Here is a 22,597-nt window from a genome sequence, read left to right as displayed (position 1 = left end):
TGCAGTGGGCGTAGTAGTCTGCGGGGCGCGCGGGAGGGAAAGAGTGGCTTGATCGCGCGCCTTTAGGTGGGGGAGCATCCGCATTCATCGAGAAGCATCCAGGGAGTTCAGATGTCCACACCGCGTGCCGTACCCGTGTCCCTGGCGGAAATCGCTCGTCTCGCGGGCGTCGGGCGGGCCGCCGTCAGCAACTGGCGGCGGCGTCATCCGTCGTTCCCCGTCCGGATCGCTGGCACGGACGTCAATCCCCAGTTCTCACTCACCGACATCGAGAACTGGCTGCGCGAGAACAAGAAGCTCAAGAAGTCCGTCGAGCGCGAATGGCTCTGGCCGCGCTTCGAGGCGATCGGCGGACGGGACGAGACAGGGGTGGCGGTCGCCGAGGTGGGCAGACGGCTCGCCGGGCGGGATGGGACGGGGCAGTCGGCGTACTCGAAAGAGACGGCGGCCCTCATCGAACGGGCCGTGGATCTCGGGCAGCGCGAAGGAGGCCCGGAGACCTTCGCCTTCCTGTTGCGCCGCTGGCTCGACGTCCACGTACGCCAGATCGCCACGACCCCCGAGCCGCTCGCCGCGCTCATGGTGGACATCGCTACCCGCGTCGCAGCCGTCGACGGCAGTATTACGGCGATGGACCCCGCCTGCGGCACTGGCCACCTCCTGACGGCTGCGGCCGAGGTGGCCGAGGAGCGGGGCGGTGGGGCGCCGACCCTGCTCGGCGGCGATCGCGACCCCATCCTCGCCGCGCTCGCCGAAGCACGCCTGAACCTTGTCGGGCAGGCACTGCGGACAGGGCCCGCCTCCATCGACGTACGCGCGGGGGACACTCTGCGAGACGACCCCTTCGCCGACGTCCCCGCCGACGTCGTGCTGTGCAATCCGCCGTTCAACGAACGGGACTGGGGGTACGAGGAGCTGGCCACGGACACCCGCTGGAGCCACGGGTTGCCGCCGCGTACTGAGCCCGAACTCGCCTGGGTCCAGCACTGTCTGGCGGGGCTGCGGCCGGGAGGTGCGGCCGTGCTGCTGCTGCCTCCCGCAGTGGCGGCGCGCAAGGCTGGGCGGCGCATCCGTGGGTCCCTGCTGCGCACCGGCCAGCTGAAGGCAGTCGTGGCGCTGCCGCCGGGGTGCGCCGCGCCGCACAGCGTCTCCCTGCACCTGTGGGTGCTACGGGCGCCCGCGGCGGGTGAGGAGCCACCCGTGGGCGGTCATCTGACGGTGGCCGACGGAGTGTCCCGCTTCCCCCGAGATCCGGGCCGTGAATGGGCCCCCGACTGGGCGGCGATCGGTGATTTCTTGCGCGAGGCCGTGGGGGGGAAGAACTCGACGGAAGGGTCTGCCTATGTGCGGTGCGTGCCCGTCATCGAGCTGCTCGACGACGAGGTCGACCTTACACCGGGACGCCACATCACCCCGTCCCCGGCGGACAGTGCGCCCCGACTGGCGGCTTCCTGGCGGGAGTTCAAAGACCTCACTGCCAAGGTGACCAAGTCCGCCCGGCTGCTCGCGGCGCTCGAACTCACCTCTGCGGCACACGACACACCCACGGCCACCACCGTCGCCGAACTGGCGCGGGCGGGGGCGCTCACCCTGCGCGGCGGCCAGCAGCCACCAGAGACGGCGGTCCGCACCGAGATGCCGTCCGCCGAGGACATTCCGCTCCTGACTGTTCCCGACCTCCTGTCGGGCGGCGCACCCAGGGGACACCTCGCCGGCGACGACCCGGCGCTGCGCGAAGCCGTGATCGCCCAACCCGGAGACATCGTCGTGGTGGGAGTGGCGCGGGCCTTCTCTGCCTGGGTCCACGAAGGAGTACCCACCGCCCTGGGAGCTCAGCTGCACGCCGTGCGCGTGCAGCCCGAGCAGTTGGACGCCTGGTTCCTCGCCGGTTCGCTGCGCTCCCCGGCCAACGTCCGGCAGGCCGGGACCCATGCGACGAGCTCCTCCCGCATCGATGTCCGCCGCCTCCAGGTCCGCCAGGTGCCGCTGCGCGAACAGCGGCGCTACGGTGAGGCGTTTCGTGAGCTCGCCGCCTTCGAACAGCTGGCGCGACGCACCGCCGAGCTCGGTGCGGACCTCGTCCACGACCTCGGTGACGAACTGGCAGCCGGGCGTCTCGCGGGCGGGGCGTAGCACGTCCGGCGGTGCGAGGAGGCGGTGCGTGTCACGGCGCCTCGCCGTCCGTCCGGACCTGCGAGGCGCCATGATCGTCCGCGTCCGCGAGCCGTGCTGAGAGCTGTGCGTCGACCTCACATCGTACGGACTCGACCTGTACGGCGTGCTCGTGAGGCAGGCCCGCAGCCGTGCGGCCCGCGGCGTCGACCGCGGCGACGGCGACCTCCAATTCACCGAAGACGAGTCGGCATTCGGCCAGCCGCAGCCGGATCACCGCGCGCTCCGTCCGCTCGGCCGGACCGTCGCCGTGCAGGAGCGCGTCGTCGATCCCTTCGTAGAGACGTGCCGCGGAGCCGAAGTCCCCGGCCAGGCGGAGCCCGTCCGCCGCTCCCCGCCACACGCGGCGCACCAGCGGGCGGCGCGCTCCCCACTCCCCGCGCACCCGTTCCGTCAGCGCACTCAGACGATCGATCGCGTCACCGGGTTCGCGGGTGGCGATCTCTGACTCGGCCCGCGCGCACAGCAGTTCCACCGAGCGGGCGTCCAGCCACTCCGCCTGGCCCTCCGCCAATGACGGGACAGGGGACGCGGCGGGAGCGCGGAGTGTGCGTACGGCCCGGTCAGCGGGCCGGCGAAGCGGCGCCGTGGCGTCGGGGTGGGTGCGCGGACGGGGCCCGGGGTCACCGGGCTGCGGACCGAGTGGTTCGAGGACCGCCAAGACCTCGTCCACAGGCGGTCGCTGTCCGGGCTGCTTGGCGAGCATGCGCAGCACGAGATCGTCGATTGCCTCGGGGATGCCCGCAGCGTACACACTCGGCGGCAGCGGCTCCTCGTAGAGATGCCTTTCGGTCAGTCCGGAGTCCGAGCCTCGCGGGAACGGTGGGCGCCCGGTGAGCAGTTCGTAGAAGACACAACCGAAGCAGTACACGTCCGTCCGCGCGGTGGGCTCGCGCTCCAGCAGCTGCTCGGGCGCAAGATAGCCGCGGGTGCCGAGGGTGGAACCGTGCGCCGTGTACCGGGTGGCGTCGGACCACAGCGGCTTGGCGATGCCGAAGTCGATCAGGACGACCGCCCCCTCATCGTCGATCATGATGTTGGCCGGCTTGAGGTCCCGGTGCACGACAGGCAGCGTGTGCGCGCAGGCCAGCGCTCTCGCCATCTGCACGGCGACCGCGATCGCTGTCGCCAGTGGCAGCGGTGTGTGCTCGTCGAGGAAGGTTCGCAGGCTCACCCCGGTCACCAGCCGCATGGCGATGTAGGGCACGCCCTGGTGCGTTCCGCTGCCGTACAGCTCCGTGATGCCCGGGTGGTCGAGTGTGCCCAGAAGTGTGGCCTCGCGCCGGAACCGGGCGTTTCTGACGGCGAGTTCGGCCTCCCTTTCCTCGGGGTCCAGGGCGTACAGGGCCTCAGAGTCGTGGCGTAGGAACTTCACCGCGACCTCGCGACCCGCTGACGTCGTGCGACCTTCGGAAGCCTCGTTGTCCGTGGAGATCTCGCGGGCCTGCCAGACGTGGGCCATCCCGCCCTTGCCGAGCGACTCCTTCAACTCGTAGCGCCCGTCGATCAGGTCACCCGTGCTGGGCCTGTACATCCCCGCGTACGAATCCACGTCCACGTTGCGCCGCCCCTTCGTCCTTCCGCACCATCCGGCACAACAGACTAGCGTGAAGTGGCTAACTTATTAGATCTTCATGGACTCAGTTCACAGATGTGTGGCATGCTGGATCGCGTCCAGGGTCCCGTTCGTAGCCTGCCAGGCCCCTTGATCCTGGACGTCCACTTTGCCCTTGCCGCCTTGCAACGGGGGTCATCATGCAAAACCCACCGGGTGTAGTCGGAGAGGACTGGCTGATCAAGGCGAGTCCCCGGATGGCCCGGCCCGACGCCGCGGCCTGCCCCACACACCGCCGCATCGCGATGCGGCCCCAGCTCGTCGCCGAACCGGCCGTGCCGTTCCTGCCCACGCCGTACGAGGAGTTCGGATTCGGCCCGCTTTTTGCGGCGCTCGATCGTGTGGAGCATGACGGCCGGTCCGTCGAGCAGGTGCGCGAGGAGCTGCGGAACACCCGCGGACCGTTCCGAGGCAGGGGTGCCCCGGTCCACCCTGTGCATCTCGCATGGACCGCGCACGCCCTGGAGCGGTACGTCGCGGCCCGCGCCCGGGAGCAGGCCGCCGCCGCGGAAGCAGGGCTGCCGCCCACCCTGGCGGTCAAGCAGCCGTGGACGTGGCGCACCCGCCGACTGCACGCACCCGACGCGCGCGGTGCCCGGCAGTACGAGCACACTCTGTGGGGCCGCATGTACGCCTCCGCCGACGGGACCGTGCGCGACCTCTGGCTGCCCTCGCTGGGCCGGGCCAAGACCAGCCGCCCCGCCGCCGAACTCGGAGCCGTGGCACAGGTGATGGCCCATGGGGCGCCGACGCCCCGGCGCAGGGTGCGGGACGAACCCCCGGCAGTGGCGTCCGACACCAGTCGGCCGCCTGCCCTGGTGCGCGTCTTCGACGTCGGGTGCGCCGACGGTGTGATGGAAGCGCTGCTCGGTGCGCCGCCTTTGTTCGGCGAGGGGCCCGCCGAGGTGAAGGAGCGGTTCGAGGACGACGCCGTGCCGGCCTTCCTCTCCGCCGCGACCGCGACCGGTGCCAGGCCCGGGGAGAATTGCGTCGACTGCAAGGCCATCGCCGGTTGCACGGACCTGAAGCGCGCCCCGAGTTTGTGGGGAGGGCGGCCCGCGTCTGTCGCGCGCAAGCGGCGTTCCGTCTCCGCCTGGGATCTGCGCCTGTACGCGGAATGCCCCGCCCAGTACCACCTGGTGCGGCGTCTGCGTCTCAACGACCTTTCCGGCGAGAACGAGGGGGCGCGGCGTGGCAGGTTCGTCGACTCCCGGCTGGACGCGCTCCACAGTGAAAAGCCGGTGCGCGGCTGCCGGGATCGTGCGGTCCCCGAGCCGGACGCGCTGCGATCCGAAAACGGTCTGGACGAGGCGTCCGCGCGTGCGGCCGCCGGAATGATGGCCGGGCACCGGCTGCTGTGCCCGCTCGACGGACTCGGCGCCGACGAGCGCGTCCTCGTGCAGCATCGGGTTACGGCCTACATTCCTGAACTCGATGTCGTCGTCCTCGCCGTACCCGATCTCGTGTACACCCATCGTGGCCGGTGGATCTGGCGCGAGACGAAGACATCCTCCCGCCCGCTGTGGGAGCGGGATTCACTGCTGCGTACGTATCCGCAACTGGCTCTCGGCGTACTGCTATTGCACGCGAGGGCCGTGGGCGACGACCCGCGCCGTTCCTGGATCGAGCTGGAGCACCTGCGCGAGGGTCGCGGGGATAGCAGGCTTGAACGCGTCGATCCCGGGCGCGCTGAGATCGTAAATGAAGCCCGGGATGTCATCGCTTCTCTCGCCCAGCCGCTCATCGAGGACACCACGTACGAACCGAGGACCGGGCGCCACTGCCACGGATGCCTGGCGCGCACCTGGTGCCGTCCCGGCAGCGCCTACGTCACCGATCATCTGTTGCCGTACCGCCCCGATGCGTCGTCTTCCGCCGACGAGTCCGAGCTTAGTGCCGACCTGGCGCCGAGAGGGGGCGTCGCTTCCGATGACTGACCAACAGGCTTCTCCGGACTGGATGTCCAACCGGGACGTCGTTCTGCTGAGGGACGTGGCCACCGCCGTCCTGCACCTGGCGACCGTCGACGACCTCGACGCCTTCGCCCTGCCCTATCCGGCCGGCGCGCAGCGTGCCCTCGACGCCCTGACCCTCCAGTGCCTGCGCAACGGAGCCACGCCTCCGACCGGCGTACCTGAGATGGTCCGCTGGGCCCGCGCCCGGCCGCTCAGCAGCTGGCCTCTCGATCAGCTGCCCGCAGACCTGTTCGACGCCGCGGACCGGCTGATCGACGAGGGCTCGGGAGAACCCTCCCAGCTCTGCCATGAACTTTCTGTGCGCGGACACGGTGACAGCACCGGGCGACAGTACGACCGCATGGTCATTTACGAGGCCCTGCGGGTCTGCCGTGCGATGTCGGCGCCCGAGTCGTACACGGCCTTCCGCCGCCTCTTGGTCACCCGACCCGTACTCACGGAGGACGACTGGGCCGAGATCAGCTGCGACCTCTTCCTAGACCCGGTCCGCTTCCTCGTCGAGGAGATCTACGCCCGCGTCCCCGCTGGGTTCCGGCGCGACGGTTCGTATTTGTGCTGTCACCGTTGCCTGACCCTGCTGCATCCGGTGTCCGACACCGAGTGGTGGTGCGAGCGGGATCAATGCCGCCACCGGGGCCCCGCGCCGCACGGCCGGGCGCTCGTTGCGGCTGAGACCGGAGAGTTGCGCCAACTGCGGAAACCGCTGCGGCTGTTCGTCACCGGGCCGGGGCAGGCGGAGACTTCCCTGGAGGGTGAGCTGCGGGCGCTGGGGCTCACCGTTGAGATGTGGCCCAACTTCGACTCGTACGACGTGAGAGTCATCTTCCCCGACGGTCATGTGTGGGCCGTGGACGTCAAGGACTGGGCGCATCCCGCCTTCCTCGGCCGCAGCGCGACCGCGGTGCGGGCCGAACCACCCTACGACGAGGCGTGCTGGGTCGTACCGGAGTTCAGGGTCCGCGCACGCCGCGACTATCTCGACAGCTACGCCAAGGAGCGGGGCGCTCAGGCGGATGGGCTCAGACTCCTGACAGATCGCCAATTCGTGCGGGCGGCCCGGCTGCGACTGGCTGGTGAGCAAGGGCCGGACGCCTCCATTTGTCCGCTCCGCGGTGGAGCGGACAAACCGCCGGGGCCCGGCCGAGGGGCCGCCGGACGCTGCCCCATGGACAACACGCTCCCGGCCGAGGATGCCGGGCAGGAGGACGGAGCGGACGATGCGTGACCGCAGCAGTTGGTACCAGCCGGTCGTGGCCGCGCTCGGGCCCTGGCCCGAGGAACACGCCAGGACCCGCCCCGCACTGCTCTGCCAGGTTGAGCTGGCCCTGCGTCTGATGGAGACCGTGGCGCCCGGCCACGCCGCCGACGGGGCATGGACACTGCTGGGCGGCTACGGCCTCGCCTTCGCACGTGCCGCGAAGCTGCCCGTGGGGGCCGCGGAGCAGGCCGCGCTGGCCGCCGCCCGACACCTGCTGTGGCCGATGCGCCGCGGCCGGATGTGGCGGCAGTCCCTGAACACGTACCTGGAACTGCCGGAACGGCTGCGGGCCTACCGCGTCCCGGCACAGGGGGAGGCGGCATACCGGGTTGCTCCCATGGTCGCCGCCGACCGCTTCGCCGTGTACGACGAGGCACTGGCGAGCCTGCCGGGCTTCGCCGTCAAACCGATGGATCAGGCGGAGGCGGGCGAGCATCGATTCATGGACCGCCGCCACCGGCGCACCTCCGTCACCATCCCGGCCGACCTCGTACGGGACCCGTTCCCGGGTCACCCTCTCACCGCAGGACGCCCGGCCACCGCAGGACCTCTGGACGTCCCACTCGACGAACTCGACGACGTGGCGCGGTGGATGGACGAGGAGGAACGGCGGCGCGGTCGCAAGGAGGGAAACTGGGCCCAGCGCCTCGACGACCTCGATCTCGACACCCGTAGCCCCGACGCGACCGCCTTTGCGCCGGCGTCCGCGCTGCCTCTGAACCGGCTCACCCACCTCGTTGGCATGGTCGGCGCAGGTAAATCAACCCTGATGACGCTGCTCGCCGTCTGGGCGCACCACCATGGCCTGCGCACCACACTCGTCGTCGGTGATGTGGCCGAACAGCTCACCCTGACCGAACTTTTCCGCGGACTCGGTCTGAGCGCCGCCTTGATCCAGGGCGGCACCACGCGTCCCCAGCACACCCAGCGGCTGCACCGCAGGCTCGCCGCGCGCGGAGCGCACTCACTACTCGCCCATACTGACGCGACCTTTAGACACCTCAGCACCGCCTGCCCCCTGGACGCGCTGCGCGCACTCGACACATCAGAGCCGCTGCGTTACAACGACGCACCGTGCGGCGGCCTGCACCCCGTGAGGAGGGCCGGAGCCGGCGAGGGTGGAGACGAGGTGGCGGCCGAGAACGCCCTGCGCGCACTCGAACGCGCCCGCGGCGCTGCCGACAGGCAGACTCCCGAAGACGGTGCCGAGGAAGAGGAGGAATGGGGCACTCCGCACGCTTGCCCGCTGTGGAGCGCCTGCCCCCGGCACTCTGCCGCGCGCGACCTCGTCGACGCGCTCATCTGGGTGGCGAACCCCGCCAGCCTCGTCCAGACGGCTGTTCCACGCCAGCTCAACGCCGAACGCCTGCGCTACCTGGAACTGGCCTGTCTGCGCAGTGACATCGTGATCGTCGACGAGGCCGACCGCGTACAGATGCAGCTGGACCAGATGTTCGCGCCGTCGGCCACCCTCGTCACCACCGGTGTCTCCGATTCCTGGCTCGACCAGTTGCAGACCCATGAGATCGCCGAACTCGCTCGGCAGGGACGACTGCCGCTCTCCGACCAGGACGTGGAGCGGTGGTCGGCCGCCCTTGACATCGTCGGTACCGCGGCGGACCGGTTGTACGCCATGCTCATCGACGACGAGGGGCTGCGGAACTGGGCACAGATCGACTACTTCAGCGCATGGACTCTTCAGGAGAAACTGCTGAACGCCTGGTATCCGCTGACGTCCGGCCGGTCCGTCCGACGTCCGGATGGCACGGAGACGGGGGACGTCGAGGACGAGACTGCGCTGTACGAGGACGAGGAGGACGGGGAAAGGGACGGCGTGGACGACCCGGGTGAGACGGATCTCCCTGAGTCGGAGGCGCCCTGGGCGCCCCGCCGCAGTGAGATCACCGGATTCTTCGACATGTTCCGGGACGATCCGCTCGGCGGGCGGGGTCCCTACCTGACGCCCGCCGACGAGCTCACCGCCCTCGCCCACGACGTTTTGCACACCCTCGACGAGAAGCGGACGCGAGCCCGGGTCCGCGCGCTCCTCGATTCCTTCCTCGTCGGAGCGCCGGGGCCCCCGCAGCGGTCGCCGTCCACCGTCCGTCAGGACAGGGACCCGGCGCGCGAGGAGGTGCCGCTTACCGAGGAATGGCGCGAACTGAACGCGCGGAGATTGGAGTTCACCCTTGTGCTCGCCGCGCTGCACCAGCGTCTGGACCGGGTGACCTTCCTGTGGCCCCAGGTGGAGGCGGCGCTGCGGCTCGACGCGGCGAGCCACGAACTGACCCGTCGGCCGCCGCTCGACTACGCGCCGCTCCTGCCCGAGGCGCCCATGGGCAACGTCCTCGGCTTCCAGTACCTCATCGACGAACGTGCGGCCGCCCGCGACAAGGACGGTCGTCGCACCGGAACCCTGCGCTTCTTCCGCTGCGCGGGGGTGGGCCGCGAACTGCTCCTCGGCCTTCCCCAGCTCGGCGCCGATCCCGCCCGGGGAGAGGCCGGCCCGCACGTTCTGCTGATGTCCGGCACCAGCTGGGCCGGCACGTCCACCCGCGCCCATGTCCTCGCTCCCGTCCGAGCGGTCCTGAAACCGCAGAGCAAGGCGCTGCGGTCCATCCGGGACACTGTGTTTCGCACCGAGTTCCTCTACGACGCGGCCGGGCAGCCGATCCGCCTCTCCGGGCAGGACCCTGACAAACGCGAGGACGTCCTTCGCCTCATGATCGACCGTCTGGCCCGTCCCCGCAGGGACGGAACCACCTCTCCGCTGCAGAGCGAACTTGCGCAAATCCCCGACCAGCGCCGCAGGCGCGCCCTGCTTCTGGTGGGCAGCTACGCAGAGGCCGGGGTGGCTGCCACGGCCCTGGACGAGATCCCGCGCTGGCGCGGCCGGGTACGTGTCCTGGCCGCCGACGACGCGGAGCTCGAAGCCGCGGTCGACGGCACGGCGCCAGGCGGGAGCCGGACACGGAGCACCGGAGCGGTGCGGCGCGGTGACCTCGCCTCTTTCGCTGAGGACCCGGACGCCGAACTGCTCGTCGCTCCTCTGCTCGCCGTCGAGCGCGGGCACAACATCCTCACCACCCCGCAGCGTCCCGGCGAGGAAAGGGTGGCAGCGTTCGGAACGGTGTTTTTCCTGGTCCGCCCCCACCCCCGCCCCGATGACCTGTCCCTGGCTGTGTTCGCCATCAACGACTGGGCGAGCCGGTTCGTGCGAGGGCAACTGCCCAGCGAGGGGGCGACGTTCGATGATCTGGTGGCGGAAGCCGACGGTCTCGACTCGGCAGGCGGCACCTTCCGCACCGTCGCCCGCCGCGTCTGGCGGCACGTCCTGTCCCGTCCCTACATCTACTCCTCGCTCTCCGAGGACGAGAAGGAGTCCTTCGTCTGGGACCAGCTCGTCACCATCTGGCAGGTCATCGGCCGCCTTGTCCGCGGTGGTGTGCCGGCCCGTGTCGTGTTCGTCGACGCCGCCTTCGCACCGCGGCTGGCCGCGGCACAGGCACCCGTCGCAGGCAGAAACAGGCGGTCCCGTACCAGTGACCCGGGACTGCTGGTTCGCCTCCGGGACGTTCTTGCCCCGTACTTCAGCAGCACCGAGAACACTGCCGGCGGGCCCGACCCCGCCGACATCGAACTCGTCAAGCTGCTCTACCGGCCGCTGTACGAAGCGCTGTGCGGCCTTGGCGCTCCGTCCGCGCCGGGCGGCACCGACTGACACACCGGGACGCCGCTGCTGCCAAGGCTGCCGAAGACATCCCGTGCCGCCGACCACGTACGACATCGCAGGGAGAACGGACATGTACCAGCACATCCGCCGATCCGCGTATTACCTCGCCGAGGGCAGCGAGCCCTGGACCGAGGACTACCACGCCCTCGCCTTTCCCGAACACTGGCACGCGGACCTTCTCGAACTGCACAACCACGGGCGCGACGAGGAGAAGAGGCAGCTGACCCTGCCCACGCGCCGGCTCGACGGCGTCCTGCAGACCCTCGCTCCCGACGTGATCGTGCGCCCTCGCCCCCGTGTCCCCGTCGAGCCGGGGCCGGAGCAGCGCTCCCCGACCGCCGAGGACTTCTGGATGTACGTCCCCGCTTCGGCGACCGACCCCCTCCCAGAGCGCTCCCTGCGGCAGCTCCTGGACTCATGGCTGCGCACACTCGGTCCCAAGTGCGCGGGGCAGGACCCCGCGTTCCGTTCACTGCTGCTTGCGAGCAGCGCCGACCTCAAGCAGAACCTGCCAAAGTGGCAGCCGGTCACCGGCGTCGACCTGCTCACCGGCCCCATCACCCTCGGCGGGACCGCCGCCCCCGACCCCCGGCAGTTCCAGCTCGCCACCGATGCGTTGGCCCGCCGCATCCTGTCCCTCGACCCCTACCGCTTCGAAGGAGGAGAGCTGCGCTTTCGGGCTGTACCTCGCGGGCCCCGCGACCAGGGGGCCGAACTCATGTCGCAGCCCCTGCTCCGGACGGTCAAACGTAAGGAGTGGTGGTTCTCCGTCGTACTTAACATCTCCCTGCACACCACGCCGTTCGATGCCAGGCCGCGTCTGCACCTGCACTGGGGCGTACGACGATGGGCGACGCATCCGCGGGTCACCACCAAACGCCTCAACCTCTCCTATCGGGAAGCCACCACGGTCTACTTGAGGCCCACCATCCCATGGCTCCCCGGAGCGCCGGCCACCGAGCGCTACGCGCTCGCCCGACTGCGCCGGGACCGGGCAGCCGACACCTTCACCTGGTCCGAGAACGACACGGCCGGCATCCTGCGCGGACTCAGTCTCGCCGGCAATTTCCCCGCCCCCGAACAACTCCTCGCCGAACCGGGCTCCTGGATCGGCGAGGGGGGAGGGGTCCGCGCCGCAGTGGTGCACAGCACCCGGATGGGAAAGCACGAGATCGGCACGGGTTTCATGCCCAACCAGCGCGCCCAGCTGACCGAATGGGCCGAACAGGCCCTTCCGGGACCGGTGGTGCGGGTACCGGATCTGAAGCGGGGGCGCGGCAAGGGCATCGGCGCACCGGAGAACAGGCGTCCCAAACCAAGGACCGACGAGGCCAAGAAGACCGAGCTGCTGCGCGAGACCCAGGCGCGCAGGGCGAACCTCGCGGCGCAGGCGCGAATCGCCAGCTCGGCCCCGCACCACAGTGGTCCACCGCTGGTCGAGATCCGGTTGCTGTGGCAGTCATCAGAAGTACGCAAGGAAGCAGTGGCTCAGTTCGCGCACGCCCTGGGTCTTGACGGTGACGGCGGCGCCTCCGCAGCCGCGATCACGGACCGGGACTTCGACGAAGCCCGGCCCGGGGCACCGGTCGTCCTCGAATGGCAGACGGAGGAACTCATCCTGCGGCTGCGGTGCCTGCCCCTGGCCGACGGACTCGGAGATCGGCTGGTGCCCGACCCAGCCGTCAAAGGCAAGGGAGCGGCCTTCTCCGCAGCCATCGTCGAGCGCCGCAAAGCCCTGGACTCATGGCTGCGCGCGGACGGCGCGGACCCCGACCGCCCTGAACTCGCCCTGGTGGAGATCGCTCACCGCAGCACCTTCCGCCCGTCGACGACGGACCCCAAGTTCGCCGTTCGACTGGGGTGCGCCGACGCAGGTGTACTGACCCAGTTCGTTGTGACCCCGTCCACCGACCGGCAGATCGACAATGCGGACAGCATCGGGCATCGCACCCACAGCTCCTGGCTCGATGGGCTGCGTCAGCTCGGCGTCCGCGTACTGCCGCAGCACACCCTCGGCGACGACCTGCCCGACCGGCTTCAGTACGCCGCGGTCTGGATGGTGAAGCGCCGCAAGGACGGCCCGACCCGGCTGCCCAAGCACCTGCCCGTGGCCGTCCTGGCCACCCCGCTGCCGCACGCCACAGGTCAGGCTGCCGTACGGGGCTGGGACGACGCCGCGGGGGAATGGGTGCCGTATCCGCGCTTCCTCCTTGGCCTGGTGAAACAGGCCGAGATCGATCCCGAGGCATGTGCGGAGCCCGACCCGCAAGGCGACGGCCCGCAATCTGGTGCACCTCGGGTGACCGGCCAACAATGGCGTGCCAACCTCGCCCAGCAGCGCAAGGAGACAGCGGCATTTCTCCAGCGCGTACTGCACTCACTCCGTGGTCAGTCCACCGTGCTGATCACTCACGCACAGAACAGCAGGTTGCACTGGCCGTGGCTGCAGGACGGCCGGATCGAGCGGGATCTGATTCGGACGGGCCACGCCCCCAAGGGGCGGCTCGACGACGAACTCCGCCTTGTGCGCGTCCGAGGATGTGGGGGGCGGGAGTCCGCGCAGTGGTGGGGCCTGGCGGACCCCGGTAAGCCGCACGGCCAGCCGGCCGGCTTCTGGGCCCAGACCACCCCGTCGCAGGGCGGGGCCCCAGCAACTGAGCGGATCTTCTACAGCACCACGGAACGCCCGGGTACCCATGCCGTGTCGCCCGCCCTCGACCGCCTGACCACCAGGGTCAACGCCGCGGGCAACCTCACCTCGCAGGCGGGCACCAGTGCCTGGAACCCGACCTTGCTCGAGATTGCGGTGCTCGGCTGTCACGCGGACGACTCCCCGGGCGCCGTCGCCCTGGGGAAGCCGGACGATGCCGAGGCTCTGGCCCTCGCCGTACACCAATTGCGCCAGGCACCTGACTATGCGGCGGCGCTGTCCCTGCCGCTCCCGCTTCACCTGGCCGGGCTGGCGCAGGCATACGTTCTCCCGATGCTCGTGGAGAGTGATGAGAATTCAGCAGAAGTGACGGCGGGGCCAACTGCGGAGCAGGAGCAGGGGGGTACGGCGGACAACGATTCGGACCCGGACCTCATGGACGCGGCGGGGCTGACCACGGAACCCGAAGGGGAAGATGACGAGGGGTGAGTCTCGTCTCTTGCGGGGCCTTGGGCTATGGCACGAAGCGCTTCTCCGGGGGAGCGGCCGATGCACAGCCGCAGGCTCCCTGACTTGCGTGGTTCGGCGGTGGCGTCACGTCGGGTAGTTGGCGCCGAGGTGGAGCAGCTTGAGTCAGCGATCACGGACAGAGCAGGTGCCGCTTCGACGCCCGCCCTGTGTGTCCCCGATGGGCCGTCAGAATCGCCCTGACCAGGCATTACTTGCCCGTCGATGGTGCCGCACCGTGGGAAGACTCCTGATCTGGGGGGCGTATGTGGGACGGAGGGGCGAAAACGAGGTAAGAAATTGGGGTGAAACGCCCTTCTGGGCAACGAAAAAGCCCTCCGCAAGTGATCTTGCGGAGGGCTGAAAATGGCCTCTGACCTGCATAAATGTGCGCCCCCGGCAGGACTCGAACCTGCGGCCAAGTGCTTAGAAGGCACCTGCTCTATCCACTGAGCTACGGGGGCCGGGTGGTGGCTGCGGTGGTCTGGAGCCCCGGAACCCGGGCGGTCCGTGACCTTGACGGGACAAGGATAGGGCTCCGAATGGCTCGACCCGGTTGCTTCACCTGCGTGGCACGATGTGGAGGTTCGGTGAAGCGAAACGATAATCGCAGGTAGGTGCGAGTCACGCACCGCTTTTGACGCCCCACGCCCCGGGTGTTGTGCACTCGTTATGCCTGCGTCCCACTCATCCCCTCTGTCCGGACGGAGGAACCGGCGCGCAGAGGTGGCTATACGCTTCAAAAAGGCGCCAAAATTGGGCATTCTTCGCATGTGGTGACCTTGGACGTACGGCCTCAGCTCATCGACGCACTTTCCGCCCTGCGCGACCGTGTCGCTGCCGTGCGTCTCCCACTTCCGCTCCCGGGGGCCCCCCGCGCCAGGCAGACCCGCATCGAGCTGCTCGCCCAGCTCGACGACTACCTGCTGCCCAGACTGAAGGACCCCGAGGCGCCCCTGCTGGCCGTCATCGGCGGATCGACCGGCGCCGGCAAGTCGACGCTCGTCAACTCCCTCGTGGGGCGCCGGGTCAGCGAGGCGGGGGTGCTGCGCCCGACCACGCGTACGCCCGTCCTGGTCTGCCACCCGGACGACCAGCACTGGTTCGCAGGCGTACGGGTGCTGCCGCAGCTCACCCGGGTCTGGCTGCCGCCCGAGGAGTACGCCGACCCCGGCCAGTGCGACGACCTCGACGGCCTCGACGGGAACGCGGACGAGGAAGGCACCGCGCTGCGCGTCGAGACGGCCACCGGGCTGCCGCGCGGCCTCGCCCTGCTGGACGCCCCCGACATCGACTCCCTCGTCGTGCGCAACCGGGTCCTGGCCGCCGAACTGATCTGCGCGGCCGACATCTGGGTCATGGTCACCACCGCCTCCCGGTACGCCGACGCCGTGCCCTGGCATCTGCTGCGTACGGCCAAGGAGTACAACGCCTCGCTCGTCACCGTCCTGGACCGGGTTCCGCACCAGGTGATCGCCGAGGTCTCCCGGCAGTACGGCGCCCTGCTCACCAAGGCCGGTCTCGGCGAGGTGCCGCGCTTCACCATCCCCGAACTGCCCGAATCGGCGGGCGGCGGCAGCGGACTGCTGCCCACCACCGCCGTCGCCCCGCTGCGCGCCTGGCTCACCCACCGCGCCCAGGACCCGGCGGCCCGGCAGCAGGCGGTCGGCCGGACCGCCACCGGGGTCATCGACTCCCTGGACGTCCGGATGCCCGCGCTCGCCGGGGCCGTCGCGGCGCAGTACGCGGCCGCCGTGCGGCTGACGGGCGTGGTCGAGGACGCGTACGGGAAGGAGGGCGCCCGGGTACGGCGCAGGCTGAAGAACGGCGGCGCGCTCGCCGGTGACGCCCGGACCCGGTGGCGCGGCTACCCGCTGTACAGCACCCCCGAGGAAGTGCTCGACGCGCTCGTGGAGAGCCTGGCCGCGCTCCTGGAGTGCGCCGTCGCCGCCGCCGACGAGCAGATCCGCACCACCTGGCGGCGGGAGCCGGCCGCGGCGGTGTTCGCCTTCGAGGCGGCGGGCCGCGAGGAGGGCGGCTGGGGACCGGCCGAGGACATCCGGGGCCGGATCGCGATGACCGTACGACGGTGGCGCCGGATTCTGGAGGAGCTGGCCGAGGAGGAGCTGCGCCTGATGGAGCGCAACACCGCCCCGGACCCCGAGACCGTCGCCGCCCTGCTGGCCGCCGCCCTGCTCGGCGGGCGCCGGGCCCGTACCGCCGGCGAACAGCTCGCCGAACGGATCGGGGCGCAGGGCGCGCTGCGGCTGCGCGACAAGGGCGGCGCGCTGCTCACCAACTGTCTCGACCATGTGCTGAACGGCGAACGCGACCGGCGGCTCGCACCCTTGGACGCCCTCGACGTGGCCCCCGAACCGCAGGCCGAACTGATCGCCGCACTGTCCCTACTGCAGAAGGAGAGGTGGCAGCGATGACTGCCGTCACTGACGAAAATCCGGGACAGGGCCGGGGCAGGAACCGCAGCCGCGGCCGCCGCTCCGAAGCGGCGCGGCACCCGCGGGAGGCAACCGGACCCGACGCGGGCCGTGGCGCCGACACGGGCTGTGACGCCGACGCGGGCTGGGACGACGGGCTCATCGCCCGCCGGGCCCGGGCCACCCGCGAGGAGGCCGTCCTCGAGGACGCCACGGAAGCAGTGGAGGACGACGGGCGCCCCCAGGTCGAGGCGTACGTCCCCACGGGCAGCCCGCTCCGGCCCCGCCTGGACGCCCTGCGCGAACTCGTCGGACTCTCCAGGGCCCGCCTCGAACGGGCCGCCCTCGCCGAGGCGGGCCGGGTGCTGGACGAGGCGGCCGCCCGGGAGCGGCTGTCCTCGCGGCACACCGTCGTCGCCATCGCCGGAGCGAGCGGCAGCGGCAAGTCGACCCTCTTCAACGCGCTGGCCGGCGCCCAGCTCTCCGAGACCGGCCTGCGCAGGCCCACCACCGCCCAGCCCCTGGCCTGCTCCTGGACGGACGGGGCCGCCGGGCTGCTCGACCGGCTGGCCGTTCCCGGGCGGCTGAGGCGCAGGCCGCAGCCGGGCGGCGCGGCGGCCGACGAGGCGCTTCAGGGCCTGGTCCTGGTCGACCTGCCCGACCACGACTCGGCGGCGAGGGGCCACCGCGACCAGGTGGACCGGGTACTGGCGCTGGTCGACGCGGTGATCTGGGTGGTGGACCCGGAGAAGTACGCGGACGCGGCCCTGCACGAGCGCTACCTGCGGCCGCTCGCCGGCCACGCCGAGGTCACCTTCGTCGTCCTCAACCAGATCGACCGGCTGCCGGGCGAGGCCGCCGACCAGGTCCTGGACGACCTGCGCCGGCTGCTGGACGAGGACGGCATGGCCGTCGGCGAACACGGCGATCCGGGGGCGACCGTGCTGTCCCTGTCCGCGCTGACCGGCGACGGGGTGGGCGAACTGCGCGAACTGCTCGGCCGGTTCGTCCAGGACCGCACGGCGGCCACCCGGCGGCTCTCCGCCGACGTGGACGCGGCGGCGGCCAGGCTCCGCCCGGTGTACGTCGCCGAGGGGCGGCCGGGACTCGGGGAGCGGGCCCGTGAGGAGTTCGCCGACCGGCTCGCGGAGGCCGTGGGCGCGGCGGCGGCGGGACAGGCGGCCGAGCGCGAGTGGCGCCGCAACGCCGGACGGGCCTGCGGCACGCCGTGGCTGCGGCTGTGGCGCTGGTACGAGGCAGCCCGGCAGCCCGGCAGCCGGGACCGCGCGCCCCTCGCCGCCCCGCCCGAGGAACGGCTCACCGCACGTCAGAGGGTCGAGCAGGCCGTGCGCACGGTGGCCGACGACGCCGCCGCCGGGCTGCCCGGACCCTGGGCGCAGGCGGTGCGCGAGGCGGCGGTGCACGGGGCACGGGGACTGCCCGACGCGCTGGACGAACTGGCCGGGCGGGCCGGGGCGGCGGAGGGCCGGGACGCGGACGGGGCCGGAGCCGAGGCCCTGGGCAGCGAGGCCGATGGGGCGCCGGGGGCGCGCGGTGGGGCCGAGGCGCGCGGTGGGGCCGAGGCGCGCGGTGGGCGCGGGGCCGGGAAGCCGCCGCGTCCCGCCTGGTGGCCGGCGGCCGTGCTGGCGCAGGTGGCGATGACGCTGCTGCAGATCTTCGGCGGCCTGTGGCTGGCCGGTCAGATCATCGGGGTGCTGGAGCCGGGACTGCTGACGCCCGCTCTGGTGATGCTGGCGGGAATCATCGGCGGCCCGCTGGTGGAGTGGTCGTGCGCGGCGGCGGCCAGGGGGCCCGCGCGGCGGTACGGCCAGGAGGCCGAGCGGCGGCTGCGGGAGGCGGCGGCGGCCTGCGGGCGGGCCCGGGTGCTAGACCCGGTCTCGGCCGAGCTGGTGCGCTACCGCGAAGTGCGCGAGCGCTATGTGGCGGTGACGGAGTTTTCCACAACGGGCCGTTAGTCCACAGCCCCCAGCGGGACTTCCGCCTCCCCTCCAGCATGGGATCAGTGACCGACGCACGGTGCGGTCACGGAGACCGGGCGAAGGGGAGGCGGAGTCATGAACGAGACCTTGGTGACGCTGGTGGGCAATGCGGCGACGGCAGTGGAGTTCCGGGACACGGCGACCGGGGGGATGGCCCGGTTCAGGTTCGCGGTGACGCCGCGGCGGTGGGACCGGGTGAAGGAGGTCTGGGCCGACGGACACACCAGCTTCTACACCGTGTGGGCGTGGCGCACCCTGGCGGCGAACCTGTCGGGTTCGGTCGCGGTGGGGGAGCCCCTGGTGGTGCACGGCAGGCTGAAGGTGCGTGAGGAGGAAAAGGACGGTCAGCGCCGGACGTTCGTGGACATCGAGGCGGTGGCGGTGGGGCACGACCTGACGCGGGGTACGGCGGCGTTCCGCCGGGTGGTCAGGGCCGAGCCGGCGCCCGCCTCACGGTCCGGCCCGGCTCCGGCAGCCCCGGGGGCCGATCCGTGGGCGGTGCGGGAGGCGCCGGAGGAGCGGGGCGGGGCCGAGGAGCCGGTGGCGGGCGCGGAGCCGGGTTTGCCCGAGGAGCGGCCGGCGGTGGAGCCGGGGGAGCGGTCGGCCGCGCGTCCGGCGGCGCGGCGGCGGACGGTGCGTCAGAAGGGCGGCGCGGCGCCCCGGAGGGCCGCATCCGACCTGGTGAGCGCGCCATGACGAGGTGTGCGGGACGGACGGTGCCCCTCCGGGGGCCGGGAGTTACCGGGGATAACGATTCCGAGTCGGAATGGTTGTCCGACGGTACGACGGGGGACTGTGCAAGGCTCGCTCCATAGGATCTCCCCGTACTCACACGGCACTTGAGTAGGCAGGCGGGACATTCCCCACACGCGTACCGGGCGCGAGGGTCTCGCCCGGAGGGGAAATCTGTGTTTTCTGCTTCTTCAGCGACTGTCTCGTCGGCCACGGCGACGGCCCACTCCGGACGGGGTCGGCGCATAGTCCGGCTGACCGCTTCGGTGGTGGCGTCCGGCCTGGCCGTGGCCGGGGTACTCGTCGGCGCGGGCGGTGCGGCGGCCGACGAGGCGCCCCCGCACCAGGGCGGGGCGACCGCCGTGCTGGACGGGCTGAAGACCTACGACACCGCCGTCCTGCACACGGATGGCAAGAAGCAGACCCTGCCCGCCGGGCTGTTCGAGATGACCGTCGACGGCGGCGGCAAGCTCAAGACGTACTGCATCGACATCCACAACCCCACCCAGGACCAGGCGAAGTACCTGGAGACCCCCTGGAACCAGACCTCGCTCGGCAGTAACAAGGACGCCGGCCGGATTCGCTGGATTCTGGAGCACTCCTACCCCCAGGTCGACGACCTCTCGGACCTCGCCGAGAAGGCCGGCACCGGGGCGCTCACCGAGAAGACCGCGGCGGCCGGCACCCAGGTCGCCATCTGGCGCTTCTCCGACAAGGCGGAGGTGACCGCCTCCGACAAGCAGGCGGAGAAGCTCGCCGACTGGCTGGAGAAGACCGCCACCGACACCGCCGAGCCCAAGGCGTCCCTCGCGCTCGACCCGGTCGCGGTCTCCGGGCGCTCCGGCGAGCGGATCGGCCCGGTCACCGTCCGCACCAACGCCGGCCAGGTCTCGGTGGCCCCGCCCGCCGACTCGGCCAGCGGCGTCGGGATCACCGACAAGAAGGGCAAGCCCGTCACCACGGCCGCCGACGGCGACCAGCTCTACTTCGACGTGCCGGCCGACTCCCCGGACGGCTCCGCCGCGCTGACCGTCCAGGCCACCACGTCCGTCCCGGTCGGCCGGGCCTTCGCCGGGGTCACCAGGAGCCAGACCCAGATCCTGGCCGGCTCCAGCGAGTCCACGGTCTCCGCGGACGCCGCCGCGTCCTGGGCCGAGAAGGGCGCGGCCCCGGCGGCCACCGCCAGGAAGAACTGCGACAAGAGCGGCGTCGACATCACCGTCGGCAACAAGGGCGACGAGGCGTACACCTTCGAACTCGACGGCACCGAGCACACCGTCGAGGCCGGCGAGTCCGTGACCGTCACCGTGCCCGTCGCCGAGGACCAGGCGTACGACGTCACGGTCACCGGGCCCGGCGGGTTCGCCAAGACGTTCAAGGGCGTCCTGGACTGCCGGACCAGCGGCAGCACCACCGGCGGCGTCGACACCCAGACCCTCGACCAGCCCGCCCCGACCACCGCCACGGCCGGCGGCGGCACGGCGGGCCCCGAGGGCAACCTCGCCGAGACCGGCAGCTCCAACGCCACCCCGGTCATCGCGGGCATCGCCATCGGCCTCGTCGTCATCGGCGGCGGCGCGGTCTTCTTCCTCCGCCGGCGCAAGGGGCAGTCCACCGCTGAGTGAGCGGCGGTAGCACACCGTCACACGCGCTGATGACGGCCCCGGCGAGGCTCAGGCCCGCCGGGGCCTTCGCGTACCGCGGACCAGGACCGCGCGTACCGCGGGCGGGGGTTGCGCGTACCGGGGGCCGGGATTGCGCGTATCGCGCACCGGACCGGTTTCCGTCAAGAGGCGGCCGTCAGGCAAGATGGGGTGTATCTGCCCACACATCGATTGCCGGACGGTTTCTCTTGGCTGAGTTCATCTACACCATGCGCAAGACGCGCAAGGCGCACGGCGACAAGGTGATTCTCGATGACGTCACCCTGAACTTCCTGCCCGGCGCGAAGATCGGTGTCGTGGGGCCCAACGGCGCCGGTAAGTCCACGGTGCTGAAGATCATGGCGGGGCTGGAGCAGCCGTCCAACGGTGACGCGTTCCTGTCGCCCGGCTTCAGCGTCGGCATCCTCATGCAGGAGCCGAAGCTCGACGAGTCGAAGACGGTCCTGGAGAACGTGCAGGACGGCGCCGCCGAGACCATGGGCAAGCTCAAGCGCTTCAACGAGGTCGCCGAGCTCATGGCGACCGACTACTCCGACGCGCTCATGGACGAGATGGGCAAGCTCCAGGAGGACCTGGACCACGCCAACGCGTGGGACCTGGACGCCCAGCTGGAGCAGGCCATGGACGCCCTGGGCTGCCCGCCCGGCGACTGGCCCGTCACCAACCTCTCCGGTGGTGAGAAGCGCCGCGTCGCGCTCTGCAAGCTCCTCATCGAGGCCCCCGACCTCCTGCTGCTCGACGAGCCCACCAACCACCTCGACGCCGAGTCGGTGAACTGGCTGGAGCAGCACCTCTCGAAGTACGCGGGCGCCGTGGTCGCCGTCACCCACGACCGCTACTTCCTGAACAACGTCGCCGAGTGGATTCTCGAACTGGACCGCGGCCGCGCGCTCCCCTACGAGGGCAACTACTCCACGTACCTCGACAAGAAGGCCGCCCGCCTCAAGGTCGAGGGCCGCAAGGACGAGAAGCGCCAGAAGCGGCTCAAGGAAGAGCTGGAGTGGGTCCGCTCCAACGCCAAGGGCCGGCAGACCAAGTCCAAGGCACGTCTCGCCCGGTACGAGGAGATGGCGGCCGAGGCGGACAAGATGCGGAAGCTGGACTTCGAGGAGATCCAGATCCCGCCGGGGCCGCGGCTCGGTTCCATCGTCGTCGAGGTCGAGAACCTTTCGAAGGCCTTCGGCGACAAGGTCCTCATCGACGGCCTGTCGTTCACGCTGCCGCGCAACGGCATCGTCGGCGTCATCGGTCCGAACGGTGCGGGCAAGACCACGCTGTTCAAGATGATCCAGGGCCTGGAGACGCCGGACAGCGGCTCCATCAAGGTCGGCGACACGGTCAAGATCTCCTACGTCGACCAGTCCCGCGCCAACATCGACCCGAAGAAGACCCTCTGGGCCGTCGTCTCGGACGAGCTGGACTACATCAACGTCGGCCAGGTCGAGATGCCTTCGCGGGCGTACGTCTCCGCCTTCGGCTTCAAGGGCCCGGACCAGCAGAAGCCGGCCGGGGTCCTCTCCGGTGGTGAGCGCAACCGCCTCAACCTGGCGCTGACGCTCAAGGAGGGCGGCAACCTGCTGCTCCTCGACGAGCCCACCAACGACCTCGACGTCGAGACCCTGTCCTCGCTGGAGAACGCCCTCCTGGAGTTCCCGGGCGCGGCCGTGGTCATCTCCCACGACCGGTGGTTCCTGGACCGCGTCGCCACGCACATCCTGGCGTACGAGGGCGACTCCAAGTGGTACTGGTTCGAGGGCAACTTCGAGTCGTACGAGAAGAACAAGATCGACCGCCTCGGCGCCGACGCGGCCCGCCCGCACCGCGCCACGTACAAGAAGCTCACGCGAGGCTGATC

The 22,597-nt window shown here is 71.0% G+C and carries 11 protein-coding genes and 1 tRNA gene; 10 read left to right on the top strand and 2 right to left on the bottom strand.

The features are described 5' to 3' along the window. Window positions 1-111: 111 nt before the first annotated feature. Window positions 112-2,133, top strand: coding sequence for an N-6 DNA methylase (locus E6P78_RS02320; RefSeq protein WP_136201800.1), 2,022 nt, complete (start codon window positions 112-114; stop codon window positions 2,131-2,133). A 31-nt stretch (window positions 2,134-2,164) separates the two neighbouring features. Here E6P78_RS02320 and E6P78_RS02315 read toward each other — a convergent pair whose 3' ends face one another. Further along, entirely contained in the window at window positions 2,165-3,730 is a 1,566-nt protein-coding gene (locus E6P78_RS02315; RefSeq protein WP_240799010.1) for a serine/threonine-protein kinase, read from the bottom strand. Between the two features lie 197 nt (window positions 3,731-3,927). On the opposite strand from E6P78_RS02315, the gene E6P78_RS02310 reads away from it, so the two are divergent. From E6P78_RS02310 to E6P78_RS02295, 4 genes are all read left to right on the top strand, one after another. Then, entirely contained in the window at window positions 3,928-5,724 is a 1,797-nt protein-coding gene (locus tag E6P78_RS02310; protein ID WP_240799009.1) for a PD-(D/E)XK nuclease family protein, read from the top strand. After that, on the top strand, window positions 5,717-6,988 hold the full coding sequence (locus E6P78_RS02305) for a hypothetical protein (RefSeq protein ID WP_168712539.1): 1,272 nt from the start codon (window positions 5,717-5,719) through the stop codon (window positions 6,986-6,988). Before E6P78_RS02310 ends, E6P78_RS02305 begins: the two co-directional genes overlap by 8 nt. Continuing rightward, window positions 6,981-10,742, top strand: a complete 3,762-nt coding sequence (locus E6P78_RS32620) for a ParA family protein (protein WP_168712538.1) — start codon at window positions 6,981-6,983, stop codon at window positions 10,740-10,742. The genes E6P78_RS02305 and E6P78_RS32620 overlap by 8 nt, the downstream gene beginning before the upstream one ends. An 82-nt stretch (window positions 10,743-10,824) precedes the next feature. Next, window positions 10,825-13,893: a DUF3962 domain-containing protein gene (locus E6P78_RS02295; protein WP_136201799.1), complete on the top strand. Its 3,069-nt coding sequence runs from the start codon at window positions 10,825-10,827 to the stop codon at window positions 13,891-13,893. Between the two features lie 409 nt (window positions 13,894-14,302). On the opposite strand, the gene E6P78_RS02290 is transcribed toward E6P78_RS02295, so the two are convergent. Next, window positions 14,303-14,375 (bottom strand) — tRNA-Arg (locus tag E6P78_RS02290). 318 nt (window positions 14,376-14,693) lie between these two features. Here E6P78_RS02290 and E6P78_RS02285 point away from each other — a divergent pair. The 5 genes from E6P78_RS02285 to ettA all read left to right on the top strand — a co-directional run bounded on the left by E6P78_RS02285 (window position 14,694) and on the right by ettA (window position 22,595). Continuing rightward, window positions 14,694-16,346, top strand: coding sequence for a dynamin family protein (locus tag E6P78_RS02285; RefSeq protein WP_136202031.1), 1,653 nt, complete (start codon window positions 14,694-14,696; stop codon window positions 16,344-16,346). Further along, window positions 16,343-18,322 (top strand): GTPase, encoded by a 1,980-nt coding sequence (locus tag E6P78_RS02280; protein WP_136201798.1) that lies wholly within the window; start codon window positions 16,343-16,345, stop codon window positions 18,320-18,322. The genes E6P78_RS02285 and E6P78_RS02280 overlap by 4 nt, the downstream gene beginning before the upstream one ends. Window positions 18,323-18,421: 99 nt before the next feature. Continuing rightward, the gene (locus tag E6P78_RS02275; protein WP_136201797.1) at window positions 18,422-19,042 is read left to right on the top strand and encodes a single-stranded DNA-binding protein; all 621 of its coding nucleotides are present in this window, start codon (window positions 18,422-18,424) and stop codon (window positions 19,040-19,042) included. 212 nt (window positions 19,043-19,254) lie between these two features. Continuing rightward, window positions 19,255-20,703 carry an LAETG motif-containing sortase-dependent surface protein gene (locus E6P78_RS02270; RefSeq protein WP_168712537.1) on the top strand — a complete coding sequence of 483 codons (1,449 nt, stop codon included), beginning with the start codon at window positions 19,255-19,257 and terminating at the stop codon, window positions 20,701-20,703. 227 nt (window positions 20,704-20,930) lie between these two features. Beyond that, window positions 20,931-22,595, top strand: a complete 1,665-nt coding sequence (gene ettA, locus E6P78_RS02265; protein WP_136201795.1) for an energy-dependent translational throttle protein EttA — start codon at window positions 20,931-20,933, stop codon at window positions 22,593-22,595. Window positions 22,596-22,597: the final 2 nt, after the last annotated feature.

This window comes from Streptomyces sp. A0958, assembly GCF_004795035.1.
Lineage (GTDB): Bacteria > Actinomycetota > Actinomycetes > Streptomycetales > Streptomycetaceae > Streptomyces.
The sequence above is the reverse complement of the archived record's forward strand: the minus strand, read 5'-3'. Positions and strand labels throughout refer to the sequence as shown.

Bases quoted from the DNA above. Each gene is read 5' to 3' on its own strand.
- E6P78_RS02305 (WP_168712539.1), top strand. From the start codon at position 5,717: ATGACTGACCAACAGGCTTCTCCGGACTGGATGTCCAACCGGGACGTC.
- E6P78_RS32620 (WP_168712538.1), top strand. From the start codon at position 6,981: ATGCGTGACCGCAGCAGTTGGTACCAGCCGGTCGTGGCCGCGCTCGGG.
- E6P78_RS02280 (WP_136201798.1), top strand. From the start codon at position 16,343: ATGACTGCCGTCACTGACGAAAATCCGGGACAGGGCCGGGGCAGGAAC.
- E6P78_RS02320 (WP_136201800.1), top strand. From the start codon at position 112: ATGTCCACACCGCGTGCCGTACCCGTGTCCCTGGCGGAAATCGCTCGT.
- E6P78_RS02275 (WP_136201797.1), top strand. From the start codon at position 18,422: ATGAACGAGACCTTGGTGACGCTGGTGGGCAATGCGGCGACGGCAGTG.
- E6P78_RS02310 (WP_240799009.1), top strand. From the start codon at position 3,928: ATGCAAAACCCACCGGGTGTAGTCGGAGAGGACTGGCTGATCAAGGCG.
- E6P78_RS02295 (WP_136201799.1), top strand. From the start codon at position 10,825: ATGTACCAGCACATCCGCCGATCCGCGTATTACCTCGCCGAGGGCAGC.